At 71.1% G+C, this 11,724-nt stretch carries 11 protein-coding genes; 8 read left to right on the forward strand and 3 right to left on the reverse strand.

Annotated elements, in window-relative coordinates; all coding sequences use genetic code 11:
- The first annotated feature begins 44 nt into the window (after positions 1-44).
- Positions 45-902: a tRNA pseudouridine(38-40) synthase TruA gene (gene truA, locus EAO70_RS28700; RefSeq protein ID WP_148005771.1), complete on the forward strand. Its 858-nt coding sequence runs from the start codon at positions 45-47 to the stop codon at positions 900-902.
- On the opposite strand, the gene EAO70_RS28705 is transcribed toward truA, so the two are convergent.
- Positions 873-1,877 (reverse strand): hypothetical protein, encoded by a 1,005-nt coding sequence (locus tag EAO70_RS28705; RefSeq protein ID WP_148005772.1) that lies wholly within the window; start codon positions 1,875-1,877, stop codon positions 873-875. The two genes, truA and EAO70_RS28705, sit on opposite strands and share 30 nt — an antisense overlap.
- 56 nt (positions 1,878-1,933) lie before the next feature.
- Here EAO70_RS28705 and EAO70_RS28710 point away from each other — a divergent pair, with 56 nt between their 5' ends.
- The 4 genes from EAO70_RS28710 (at position 1,934) to glmM (ending at position 6,320) form a co-directional block, all read left to right on the forward strand.
- Complete coding sequence (locus tag EAO70_RS28710) at positions 1,934-3,556, forward strand: ABC-F family ATP-binding cassette domain-containing protein (protein ID WP_187284085.1); 1,623 nt, start codon at positions 1,934-1,936, stop codon at positions 3,554-3,556.
- A gap of 284 nt (positions 3,557-3,840) precedes the next feature.
- Positions 3,841-4,284 carry a 50S ribosomal protein L13 gene (gene rplM, locus EAO70_RS28715; RefSeq protein WP_148005774.1) on the forward strand — a complete coding sequence of 148 codons (444 nt, stop codon included), beginning with the start codon at positions 3,841-3,843 and terminating at the stop codon, positions 4,282-4,284.
- Between the two features lie 44 nt (positions 4,285-4,328).
- A complete protein-coding gene (rpsI, locus tag EAO70_RS28720) occupies positions 4,329-4,841 on the forward strand; it encodes a 30S ribosomal protein S9 (RefSeq protein WP_148005775.1) in 513 nt (170 codons plus the stop codon).
- Positions 4,842-4,961: 120 nt separating this feature from the next.
- Complete coding sequence (glmM, locus tag EAO70_RS28725) at positions 4,962-6,320, forward strand: phosphoglucosamine mutase (RefSeq protein WP_148005776.1); 1,359 nt, start codon at positions 4,962-4,964, stop codon at positions 6,318-6,320.
- Between the two features lie 65 nt (positions 6,321-6,385).
- Here the strand turns inward: glmM and EAO70_RS28730 are convergent, their stop codons facing one another.
- On the reverse strand, positions 6,386-7,348 hold the full coding sequence (locus EAO70_RS28730) for a DUF389 domain-containing protein (protein WP_148005777.1): 963 nt from the start codon (positions 7,346-7,348) through the stop codon (positions 6,386-6,388).
- Positions 7,349-7,350: 2 nt separating this feature from the next.
- Positions 7,351-8,319 (reverse strand): type I pantothenate kinase, encoded by a 969-nt coding sequence (gene coaA / locus EAO70_RS28735; RefSeq protein ID WP_148005778.1) that lies wholly within the window; start codon positions 8,317-8,319, stop codon positions 7,351-7,353.
- Positions 8,320-8,523: 204 nt separating this feature from the next.
- Here coaA and EAO70_RS28740 point away from each other — a divergent pair, with 204 nt between their 5' ends.
- From EAO70_RS28740 to EAO70_RS28750, 3 genes are read left to right on the forward strand one after another with little or no spacing between them, the layout of a single operon-like run.
- Complete coding sequence (locus EAO70_RS28740; RefSeq protein WP_261993101.1) at positions 8,524-9,279, forward strand: hypothetical protein; 756 nt, start codon at positions 8,524-8,526, stop codon at positions 9,277-9,279.
- A 40-nt stretch (positions 9,280-9,319) separates the two neighbouring features.
- The gene (gene glmS / locus EAO70_RS28745; protein ID WP_148005780.1) at positions 9,320-11,167 is read left to right on the forward strand and encodes a glutamine--fructose-6-phosphate transaminase (isomerizing); all 1,848 of its coding nucleotides are present in this window, start codon (positions 9,320-9,322) and stop codon (positions 11,165-11,167) included.
- 7 nt (positions 11,168-11,174) lie between these two features.
- Complete coding sequence (locus tag EAO70_RS28750) at positions 11,175-11,543, forward strand: holo-ACP synthase (protein WP_148005781.1); 369 nt, start codon at positions 11,175-11,177, stop codon at positions 11,541-11,543.
- The last annotated feature ends 181 nt before the right edge of the window (positions 11,544-11,724 follow it).

Raw genomic sequence — 11,724 nt, forward strand, 5'->3', positions numbered from 1 at the left:
CGGGCCCGCACCGCGTTTCCAAGGTTTCGAGAGGATTGTTCCGCGTGAGCGATGACGTGCAGGACGGGTTCGTACGGGTCCGCCTCGACCTGTCGTACGACGGCAAGGACTTCTCCGGCTGGGCCAGGCAGGCCGGTGGGCGGCGGACCGTGCAGGGGGACATCGAGGCCGCGCTGCGGACCGTGACCCGGTCGACGGAGACGTACGAGCTGACGGTGGCCGGCCGGACCGACTCCGGGGTGCACGCGCGCGGCCAGGTCGCGCACGTCGACCTGCCCGTCGAGCTGTGGGCCGAGCACCGCGACAAGCTGCTCAGGCGGCTCGCGGGGCGCCTCTCGCACGACGTCAGGGTCTGGTCCCTCACCGAGGCCCCCAGCGGCTTCAACGCGCGGTTCTCCGCGATCTGGCGCCGCTACGCCTACCGCGTCACCGACAACCCCGGCGGGGTCGACCCGCTCCAGCGCGGACACGTCCTCTGGCACGACTGGGCGCTCGACATGGACGCCATGAACGAGGCCGCCGCCGCACTCGTCGGCGAGCACGACTTCGCCGCGTACTGCAAGCGCCGCGAGGGGGCCACCACCATCCGCACGCTCCAGGAGCTGCGGTGGGAGCGGCGGCCCGACGGGGTGCTGGAAGCCACCGTGAAGGCCGACGCCTTCTGCCACAACATGGTCCGCTCGCTGGTCGGCGCCCTGCTCTTCGTCGGCGACGGGCACCGGCCGGTGGACTGGCCGGGCCAGGTGCTCGCGGCCGGCGTTCGGGACTCGGCCGTGCACGTCGTACGGCCGCACGGCCTCACCCTCGAAGAGGTCGGCTACCCGGCCGACGAGCTCCTGGCCGCCCGCAACCGGGAGGCCAGGAACAAGCGGTCACTCCCCGGGAGCGCCGGCTGCTGCTGAGGCCTGGGCGCGGCCGCGGGCGTAGATCTGGTTGAAGGCGAAGGTGCCCAGGTCGTCGCTGGCCTGGAAGATCGGCTTGTCGGCCTTGGTGACCTTCCTGCCGTCGGCGAAGCCGGACTGGGTGAAGTAGGCGTAGCGTCCGACCGAGTTCGAGCGGCGCAGGCAGACCGTGGCGCGGCAGAAGTCGCGGACGCCCGCGCCGGCCAGCGGGGCGATGCCGCCGGTGGCCTGGTTCTTCGCCTTGAGGGCCGCCGACTCCGAGGGGAAGACGGCGACGCCGACGGTGATCGCCACGCCGTCCCGCACGTAGGTCGCGCGGAGCACGCGCTGGCAGCCGTTCTTCTTGAGGACGGCGCCGAGGCCGCCCTGGGTGGCGGCCGTGCAGTCGGTCGTCGAGGCGGTGGCGCCCTTGCGGTAGGGGCGCTTGTTCATCGTGAGCTTCTTGCCCGGGAAGAGGCCCTCCGCGGAGAGCGGGGCCTTGTCCTTCTTCGGGTCCGAGATGTAGTCCTTCGGGTTCGGCGGGGGAGGCGGCGCCACCGAGGAGAAGGTCGGCTCGGGGGTCGGTTCCGCGGTCGCGGAGGCCGAGCCGGTGGGCGCCCCGCCGTTCTTGGCCTCGTCGTTCTTCTTGCCGGAGGCCACCACGGCGGTCGCCACGATCGCGCCGACGACCAGGGCGGCCAGCGCGCCGCCGCCGATCACCAGCCAGCGCTTGCGGCGGTTGCGGGAGGCCGAGGCGTCGGCCAGGGCGCCCCAGTCGGGCGTCGTCCCGCCGCTCTGGGCGCCGGGGAACGGGTCGGGCGCCGGGCCCTGGCCGGGCTGCGGCCCGTACCCGTGCGGCTGCCCCCAGCCCTGGCCGGGCTGGGGCCCGTACCCCTGCTGTCCGTCCTGCTGCCCGCCCTGTCGCGGCTGCTGCCCGTACCCCTGCTGTCCGCCCTGCTGTGGCTCCTGCGGCCACTGCGGTCCCCCAAAGCTCATGCCGCGCATCCTAAACCGGTTGGGTCGAGGCGACGCGGGCGGCGACAATGCACCCCATGGGACATGTCGAGGCCGCGCATCTTGAGTACTACCTGCCCGACGGGAGGATCCTCCTCGGGGACGCCTCCTTCCGGGTCGGAGAGGGCGCCGTCGTCGCCCTCGTCGGGGCCAACGGCGCCGGGAAGACCACACTGCTCCGGATGATCTCCGGGGAGCTCCAGCCGCACGGCGGCACCGTCAGGGTCAGCGGCGGCCTCGGCGTGATGCCGCAGTTCGTCGGCTCCGTACGGGACGCGTCGACCGTGCGCGACCTGCTGGTGTCGGTGGCGCACCCCCGGATCAGGGACGCCGCGAAGGCCGTCGACGAGGCCGAGCACCTGATCATGACCGTCGACGACGAGGCCGCGCAGATGAAGTACGCGCAGGCCCTCAGCGACTGGGCCGAGGTGCAGGGGTACGAGGCCGAGACCCTCTGGGACATGTGCACGATGGCCGCGCTCGGCGTCCCGTACGAGAAGGCGCAGTTCCGGGAGGTCCGGACGCTCTCCGGCGGTGAGCAGAAGCGGCTCGTCCTGGAGTCGCTGCTGCGCGGCTCCGACGAGGTGCTGCTCCTCGACGAGCCGGACAACTATCTGGACGTCCCCGGGAAGCGGTGGCTGGAGGAGCGGCTCCGGGAGACCCGTAAGACCGTGCTGTTCATCTCCCACGACCGGGAGCTGCTGTCCCGGGCCGCGCAGAAGATCGTCGCGGTCGAGCCCGGTCCGGCCGGCTCGGACGTGTGGGTGCACGGCGGCGGCTTCGACACCTTCCACGAGGCGCGGCGGGAGCGGTTCGCGCGGTTCGAGGAGCTGAAGCGGCGCTGGGAGGAGAAGCACGCGCAGCTGAAGAAGCTCGTCGTGAACCTGCGGCAGGCGGCCGCGGTCAGCCACGACATGGCCTCGCGGTACGCGGCGGCGCAGACCCGGCTGCGGAAGTTCGAGGAGGCGGGGCCGCCGCCGGAGCCGCCGCGCGAGCAGGAGATCACCATGCGGCTGCGCGGTGGCCGTACCGGCGTCCGTGCGGTGACCTGCGAGAACCTTGAGCTGACCGGGCTGATGAAGCCCTTCTCGCTGGAGATCTTCTACGGGGAGCGGGTCGGCGTCCTCGGTTCGAACGGCTCGGGCAAGTCGCACTTCCTGCGGCTGCTCGCGGGGGACCCGTCGGTCGCGCACACGGGCCTCTGGAAGCTGGGCGCCCGGGTGGTCCCGGGGCACTTCGCCCAGACCCACGCGCACCCGGAGCTGGCCGGGCGGCCGCTGGTCGACATCCTGTGGACGGAGCACGCCAAGGACCGGGGCGGGGCGATGTCGATGCTGCGGCGGTACGAGCTGGAGCGGCAGGGCGACCAGTCGTTCGACAAGCTCTCGGGCGGGCAGCAGGCGCGGTTCCAGATCCTGCTCATGGAGCTGGCGGGCACGACGGCGCTGCTCCTGGACGAGCCGACGGACAACCTGGACCTGGAGTCGGCGGAGGCGTTGCAGGACGGCCTGGAAGCGTACGAGGGCACGGTGCTGGCCGTGACCCACGACCGCTGGTTCGCGAAGAGCTTCGACCGCTTCCTGGTCTTCGGCTCGGACGGGGTCGTACGGGAGACCACGGAGCCGGTGTGGGACGAGCGGCGGGTGGACCGGGCGCGGTGACCTTGGGCGGTCGGCTTGGCGGGTCGGCCCGGGCTTGACCTCGGGTGACCGGCGTCGGCTGGGGTGGGGCCGCGCGTTTTGACCCGTCCGGGGGGCGCGGGTACTGTTGCGGTTTGTTGTGCGTAGTGGCTTCGTCGTTGTCGGACGAACGGCCCCTACGCAGGTTCCCTGGAGCAGTTACCAGTGGCTCGCATACGGGCGGTGTCCCGGCAGTGCAGGCCCCAGCTGCATGATCGCTTCAGGTGTGTCTGGACTCCATCCACTGAAGAAGCGAAGGCTACGAAGTGCGTACGTACAGCCCCAAGCCCGGCGATGTCACTCGCCAGTGGCACATCATCGACGCGCAGGACATCGTCCTGGGCCGTCTGGCGACGACGGCTGCGAACCTCCTGCGAGGCAAGCACAAGCCCGTCTACGCGCCCCACATGGACATGGGCGACTTCGTCATCATCATCAATGCTGACAAGGTCCACCTGTCCGGCAACAAGAAGACCCAGAAGCTGGCCTACCGCCACTCCGGCTTCCCGGGTGGTCTGCGCTCCGTCCGTTACGACGAGCTGCTGGCCAAGAACCCCGAGAAGGCCGTCGAGAAGGCCATCAAGGGCATGATCCCCAAGAACACCCTGGGCCGTCAGATGCTCTCGAAGCTGAAGGTCTACGCGGGCGAGAACCACCCGCACGCTGCTCAGCAGCCGGTCCCGTTCGAGATCACCCAGGTCGCGCAGTAGTTCCGGCCACACCCCCTAAGAACGAAAGAAATCTGAGGAGCATCGTGGCCGAGACCACCCCCGAGACCCCCGTCGACGAGTTCGAGGGCGTCGAGGAGTACACCACCGAGACCGAGCTCGTCGAGGGTGAGTACACCTCCGAGTCGCTCGCCGGCCGCTTCGGCGACCCGCAGCCGGCCGCCGGCCTGGGCCGTCGCAAGAACGCCATCGCCCGCGTCCGGATCGTTCCGGGCACCGGCAAGTGGAAGATCAACGGTCGCACCCTTGAGGACTACTTCCCCAACAAGGTGCACCAGCAGGAAGTCAACGAGCCCTTCAAGGTGCTCGAGCTCGACAACCGCTACGACGTCATCGCCCGCATCGCGGGTGGCGGTGTCTCCGGTCAGGCCGGCGCCCTGCGCCTCGGCGTGGCCCGTGCGCTGAACGAGGCGGACGTCGAGAACAACCGCCCGGCGCTGAAGAAGGCCGGCTTCCTCTCGCGCGACGACCGTGCGGTCGAGCGCAAGAAGGCCGGTCTCAAGAAGGCCCGTAAGGCTCCGCAGTACAGCAAGCGTTAATCGCCTGCTCGGTCTGCATGCGTACGCCCCGGCGGCACTGCCCGTGCCGTCGGGGCGTACGTTTTTTCATAACCCCCTTTTCTTTCATCAGCTTGGGCACGTATTTCTCGGAGGACAGCTGTGGGACGACTCTTCGGCACGGACGGCGTGCGCGGTGTGGCCAACGCGGATCTGACGGCGGAGCTCGCGCTCGGCCTGTCGGTCGCGGCGGCGCACGTGCTCGGCGAGGCGGGCACCTTCGAGGGCCATCGGCCCACCGCCGTGGTCGGCCGTGACCCGCGGGCGTCCGGAGAGTTCCTGGAGGCCGCCGTCGTGGCCGGGCTCGCCAGCGCCGGCGTCGACGTGCTGCGCGTCGGCGTCCTGCCGACCCCGGCCGTCGCGCACCTCACCGGTGTCCTCGGCGCCGACCTCGGCGTGATGCTCTCCGCGAGCCACAACGCCATGCCCGACAACGGCATCAAGTTCTTCGCCCGCGGCGGCCACAAGCTCGCCGACGACCTTGAGGACAAGATCGAGGCCGTCTACGAGGAGCACCGCACGGGCGCCCCCTGGGAGCGTCCGACCGGTGCCGGCGTCGGCCGGGTCCGGGACTACGAGGAGGGCTTCGAGACCTACGTCGCCCACCTCATGGCCGTCCTCCCGAACCGCCTCGACGGCCTCAAGATCGTCCTCGACGAGGCCCACGGCGCCGCCGCCCGCGTCTCGCCCGCCGCCTTCGCCCGGGCGGGCGCCGAGGTCGTCACCATCGGTGCCGAGCCGGACGGCCTCAACATCAACGACGGCTGCGGCTCCACCCACCTCGGGCTGCTCAAGGCCGCGGTCGTCGAGCACGGCGCCGACCTGGGCATCGCGCACGACGGCGACGCCGACCGCTGCCTCGCGGTGGACGCGGCGGGCGACGAGGTCGACGGCGACCAGATCCTCGCCGTGCTCGCGCTCGCGATGCGGGAGTCGGGCGCGCTGCGCGGGGACACCGTCGTCGCGACCGTGATGTCCAACCTGGGCTTCAAGCTCGCCATGGAGCGCGAAGGCCTGAACCTCGTCCAGACCGCCGTCGGCGACCGGTACGTCCTGGAGTCCATGAAGGAGCACGGCTTCGCACTCGGCGGCGAGCAGTCCGGGCACGTCATCGTGCTCGACCACGCCACCACCGGCGACGGCACCCTCACCGGTCTCATGCTGGCCGCCCGGCTCGCCGCCACCGGAAAGTCGCTCGCGGACCTGGCCGGGGTGATGGAGCGGCTGCCGCAGATCCTCATCAACGTCCCCGACGTCGACAAGTCCCGGGTGAAGACCTCCGGCGACCTCGCCGCCGCGGTCACCGCCGCCGAGCAGGAGCTCGGTTCCACCGGCCGTGTCCTGCTCCGCTCCTCCGGCACCGAGCCGCTGGTCCGCGTCATGGTCGAGGCCGCGGACATCGAGCAGGCGCGCGCGGTCGCGCAGCGTCTCGCGGATGTCGTGAAGTCGGCTCTGGGCTAGGCTTTCTGAGGCATCGTCATGCGTGGAGGGCCCTGCCGTACCGGTACCGGTACGGCAGGGCCCTCTCAGCGTGCACCCCTGCGGGCCCTGGGAGCGCGGCGCCAGCGTCCGCGCTGGGTGCGCCAGAGGAGCTTCTGCGTGGAGAGGGTCAGGATCCCGGCCAGCATGATCCCGAAGAGGTTCAGCAGGAGCTGCTCGACCGAGCCCCACATCTGGCCGAACTCGCCGTAGCTGAGGGCCACGGCCGCGTTGGCGCCCGCCGGGACCGTCGTGACCGAGATGGCCACGCCCACCAGGGCGCCGGACTTGGCGGAGGTCAGGGACAGGGTGCCGGCCACGCCCGCGAGTACCGCAACGACGAAGGAGAACGGGTCCGGCTGCCAGATGAAGCTGGTGTTGGGGCGGTCGCCGTCGAGGCGGCTCTCGCTGAACAGGTCGAGCGCGTCCATGCCCAGGCTGAACACCGTGGTCGCCGCGATCGCCAGCGCGAAGCCGACGAGCAGCGCGATCAGCGAGCGGGCGGCCAGCCTCGGCTCGCGGCGCACCACCGCCGTACAGACCCCGGCGAGCGGACCGAACTCGGGGCCGACCGCCATGGCACCGACGATCAGGATCGCGTTGTCCAGGACGACACCGCAGGCCGCGATCATCGTCGCCAGGATCATGAACGCGGTGTAGGTGATCGAGAGCGTCGACTCCTCGTGGGTCGCGTCCGTCAGCTGCTCCCAGATGACCGCGTCCGCCGGCTCCCCGGGGGCCTCCTTCTCGGCGCGGTCGGCGCGGGTGGAGAGGGAGAGGTCGATGTTCCCGACCGCGATGGAGCCGTCCTGATCGATCCTCAGCGCACGCAGGCTCTTGAGGAGTTCGTCGCCGGCCTCACGGGCCACGTCGCACATCACGACGTCGCCCGAGGGGTCGCGGGCCGCGCCCGGCAGCACCACCACATGGGCGGTGCCGACCGTCGACTCGATCACCTCGACCGCGGCCCGGGTGCGGTCGGGCGGAACGATCATCCGGAGATGCAGCATCCTCAGAGCTTACGGAGGCTCAGCCGCTGCACCTTGTGGTCGGGGCCCTTGCGGACGACGAGAGTCGCCCGGCCGCGGGTGGGGGCCACGTTCTCCAGGAGATTCACCTTGTTGATGGTCCGCCACATGGTCCGCGCGTAGTCGAGGGCCTCGTCCTCGGAGACCTGGGTGTACCGCTGGAAGTACGAGTCAGGGTTCTGGAAGGCGGTGTCGCGCAGCTTGCGGAAGCGGTTGAGGTACCAGCGCTCGATGTCCTCCGGGCGCGCGTCCACGTACACCGAGAAGTCGAAGTAGTCGGCGAGACCGACGCGGGTGCGGCCGTCCTTCCCGGGGAGGGCGGGCTGGAGGACGTTCAGGCCCTCGACGATGAGGATGTCGGGGCGGCGGACGACGAGGCGCTCGCCCGGGACGCGGTCGTAGATGAGGTGCGAGTAGACCGGGGCGGTCACCTCGTCCTTGCCCGCCTTGATGTCCGCGACGAACCGGGTCAGGGCCCGGCGGTCGTACGACTCGGGGAAGCCCTTCCGGGACATCAGGCCGCGGGCCTTCAGCTCCTCCATCGGGTAGAGGAAGGCGTCCGTGGTGACCAGCTCCACGCGCGGGTGCTCCGGCCAGCGGGCGAGGAGGGCCTGGAGGAGGCGGGAGACCGTCGACTTGCCGACGGCGACCGAGCCGGCGACCCCTATGACGAAGGGCGTGCCGCGCTGCTCGGCGCTCTCGCCGAGGAAGGTGTTCAGGGCGCCGCGCAGTCCGCTGGTGGCCTGCACGTACAGGTTGAGCAGGCGGGAGAGGGGGAGGTAGATGTCCCGCACCTCGTCCAGGTCGATGACGTCCCCGAAGCCACGGAGCCGCTCGACCTCCTCGGCGGTGAGGGGCAGCGGAGTCTTGTCGCGCAGGGCGCTCCACTCGGCGCGGGTGAGGTCGACGTAGGGCGTCGTGCCGTTGGCGCTTCGTGGCGGCGAAGTGATCACGCTGCCATTGTCGGGGGTCGCACGGCTCCGTGGGCGGTGGGACGACCGTGGGGTGGGTCACGCAAAAGCGGTTGTCGCACCGCCGCCGGGCGGTCATGCTGCTTGACGCCGCGTGGGCCGTCGATCTTCACGCGGGGGGAGTCGTCCTGTCGGGCGGCGTAGGAACTCGAAGAGAACAGAGAGCCATCTCAGATGCGTACGTCCATGCGAAGCGCCGCCGTCGCGGTCAGCGCCGTGTCCCTCGCCCTGCTCGTCACCGGCTGCGGTGGCGGGGAGAAGAGCGGCGACAAGGGGGACAAGGGCGGCACCGGTGCGCCCAGTGCCTCCGCCACCGGTGCGCCCGCGGCCAAGGCGCTGTCGGCCGCCGAGCTGGACAAACTGATCGTGGCGACGGCCGACGTCAAGGGCCACCAGGTGACGAAGACCGACGACGGGGACATCGTCCCGGCGGCCTCGGTCACCGCCGACAAGGCCGTCTGTACGCCGATCGCCCACGCGATGTCTCTGATCTCGCCCGGCTCGCCCGCCGCTTCGGCGGGGCGCAAGGTCATCGAAGAGCCGAAGAAGGACCCGTCGGCCTCGCCCGAGGACGCGATCCTCGGCGGGCTCGGCGCCCGTGTCACGATGCTCACGCTCGGCTCGTACGACGGGCAGGGTGCCCAGGAGGCCTTCGCCTCGGTGAAGAAGGCCGGTGCGGAGTGCGCCGGCGGCTTCGGGGTCGCCCACCTCAAGGAGAAGTCGAAGGTCGCCAAGGTCGCTCCGGAGACCGTCACCGCCGGCGACGAGGCGGTCGCCTTCACCGTCACCTCCGACATGGAGGGCAAGCCCTTCGTCAGCAAGCTCGTCGTCTTCCGCAAGGGCAACACGCTCGCGTCGTTCTCGACGATCAGCGTCGCCCCCGGTGGCGTCAAGGCCCTTCCGCAGGCCGTGGTCGACGCGCAGGCGGCCAAGCTGTCCTGAACTGCGCCGCTTCGGGCGTCTTCGGCCGTAGGCTGCCGCCATGTGCGGAATCGTGGGATACGTCGGCGGGCAGTCGGCGCTTGATGTGGTGGTCGCGGGCCTCAAGCGGCTCGAATACCGGGGCTACGACTCGGCCGGTGTCGCGGTGCTCTCCGACGGAGGGCTCGCCGCGGCGAAGAAGGCGGGCAAGCTCGTCAACCTGGAGAAGGAACTCGTGGAACGGCCGCTGGCCGGCGGGTCCGTGGGCATCGGACACACCCGCTGGGCCACGCACGGCGGGCCGACCGACGCCAACGCGCACCCCCATCTCGACAACGCCGGGCGCGTCGCCGTCGTCCACAACGGCATCATCGAGAACTTCGCCGCCCTCCGCGGCGAGCTGGCCGAGCGCGGCCACGACCTGCGGTCCGACACGGACACCGAGGTCGTGGCCCACCTCGTCGCCGAGGAGTTCTCCTCCGCCGGGGACCTCGCGGAGGCCATGCGGCTGGTGTGCCGGCGGCTCGACGGGGCGTTCACGCTGGTCGCGGTGCACGCCGACCAGCCGGACGTGGTCGTCGGCGCCCGCCGGAACTCGCCGCTCGTCGTCGGCGTCGGCGAGGGCGAGACCTTCCTCGCCTCCGACGTGTCCGCGTTCATCGCCCACACCCGCTCGGCCATCGAACTCGGCCAGGACCAGGTCGTCGAGGTGACCCGGGACGGCGTCACCGTCACCGACTTCGACGGGGCGCCCGCCGAGGTCCGCGCCTTCCACGTCGACTGGGACGCCTCCGCCGCCGAGAAGGGCGGCTACGCCTCCTTCATGCTCAAGGAGATCGCCGAGCAGCCGAAGGCCGTCGCCGACACCCTCCTCGGCCGGATCGACGACACCGGCCGGCTCACCCTCGACGAGGTGCGCATCCCCGACGCGGTGCTCCGCGAGGCCGACAAGATCGTCATCATCGCCTGCGGCACCGCCTTCCACGCCGGCCTCATCGCGAAGTACGCCATCGAGCACTGGACCCGCATCCCCTGCGAGGTCGAGCTCGCCAGCGAGTTCCGCTACCGGGACCCGATCCTCGGCCAGCGCACCCTCGTCATCGCGATCTCCCAGTCGGGCGAGACGATGGACACGCTGATGGCGCTGCGGCACGCGCGCGAGCAGGGCGCCAAGGTGCTCGCCGTCTGCAACACCAACGGGTCGACGATCCCGCGCGAGTCCGACGCCGTCCTCTACACCCACGCCGGGCCCGAGGTCGCGGTCGCCTCCACCAAGGCGTTCCTCACCCAGCTCGTCGCCTGCTACCTCCTCGCGCTCTACCTCGGGCAGGTCCGCGGCACCAAGTGGGGCGACGAGATCCAGGCCGTCGTCCGCGAGCTGGCCCGGATCGGCGACGAGGTCGAGCGGGTCCTGGAGACCATGGAGCCCGTCCGGGCCCTCGCCCGCTCGCTCGCCCACAAGGACACCGTCCTCTTCCTCGGCCGGCACGTCGGCTACCCGGTCGCGCTGGAGGGCGCCCTGAAGCTCAAGGAACTGGCGTACATGCACGCCGAGGGCTTCGCCGCCGGCGAGCTCAAGCACGGACCGATCGCGCTCGTCGAGGAGGACCTGCCCGTCGTCGTGGTCGTGCCCTCGCCGAAGGGCCGTTCGGTGCTGCACGACAAGATCGTCTCCAACATCCAGGAGATCCGGGCCCGCGGCGCCCGCACGATCGTGATCGCCGAGGAGGGCGACGAGGCGGTCGTCCCGTACGCCGACCACCTCGTCCGCATCCCCGCGACGCCTACGCTGCTCCAGCCGCTGGTCTCCTCGGTGCCGCTCCAGGTCTTCGCCTGCGAGCTCGCCACCGCGCGGGGCAACGAGGTCGACCAGCCGCGCAACCTGGCGAAGTCCGTGACCGTGGAGTGAGTGGGAAATGATCATTGGGGTGGGGATCGACGTGGCGGAGATCGACCGGTTCGCCGCGTCGATCGAACGGACACCGGGGCTGCTCCAGCGGCTCTTCCTGGAGAGCGAGCTGCTGCTCCCCAGCGGCGAGCGGCGCGGGCCCGCGTCGCTGGCGGTGCGGTTCGCGGCCAAGGAGGCCCTCGCGAAGGCGCTCGGCGCGCCGGGCGGGCTGCACTGGACGGACGCCGAGGTGTACGTCGAGGACACGGGGCAGCCGCGGCTGCGGGTGACCGGGACGGTGGCGGCGCGGGCGGAGGCGCTGGGTGTGAAGCACTGGCACGTCTCGCTGAGCCATGACGCGGGGGTGGCGTCCGCGGTGGTGATCGCCGAGGCGTGAGCCGCGGTCGCGGAGGATGGGTGTACGAGCTCGGGGCCCGGCTGCCGGAAGGCGACCGGGCCCCGAGGCCGTGTGCGCGACTGCCAGGGCCGGCGTCGGGTTACAGAGTGTCGCGCACTTAGGTAAGGCAAACCTAAGTTGGATTGGGGGGCGCGTCAAGCCCCTGGGGGTGGGGGTGTGG

Origin of the sequence: Streptomyces sp. adm13(2018), assembly GCF_008042145.1 — a bacterium.
Taxonomy (GTDB): domain Bacteria; phylum Actinomycetota; class Actinomycetes; order Streptomycetales; family Streptomycetaceae; genus Streptomyces.

Bases quoted from the DNA above. Each gene is read 5' to 3' on its own strand.
- EAO70_RS28730 (WP_148005777.1), bottom strand. From the start codon at position 7,348: ATGCTGCATCTCCGGATGATCGTTCCGCCCGACCGCACCCGGGCCGCG.
- EAO70_RS28750 (WP_148005781.1), top strand. From the start codon at position 11,175: ATGATCATTGGGGTGGGGATCGACGTGGCGGAGATCGACCGGTTCGCC.
- EAO70_RS28740 (WP_261993101.1), top strand. From the start codon at position 8,524: ATGCGAAGCGCCGCCGTCGCGGTCAGCGCCGTGTCCCTCGCCCTGCTC.
- glmS (WP_148005780.1), top strand. From the start codon at position 9,320: ATGTGCGGAATCGTGGGATACGTCGGCGGGCAGTCGGCGCTTGATGTG.
- EAO70_RS28710 (WP_187284085.1), top strand. From the start codon at position 1,934: ATGGGACATGTCGAGGCCGCGCATCTTGAGTACTACCTGCCCGACGGG.
- EAO70_RS28705 (WP_148005772.1), bottom strand. From the start codon at position 1,877: ATGAGCTTTGGGGGACCGCAGTGGCCGCAGGAGCCACAGCAGGGCGGA.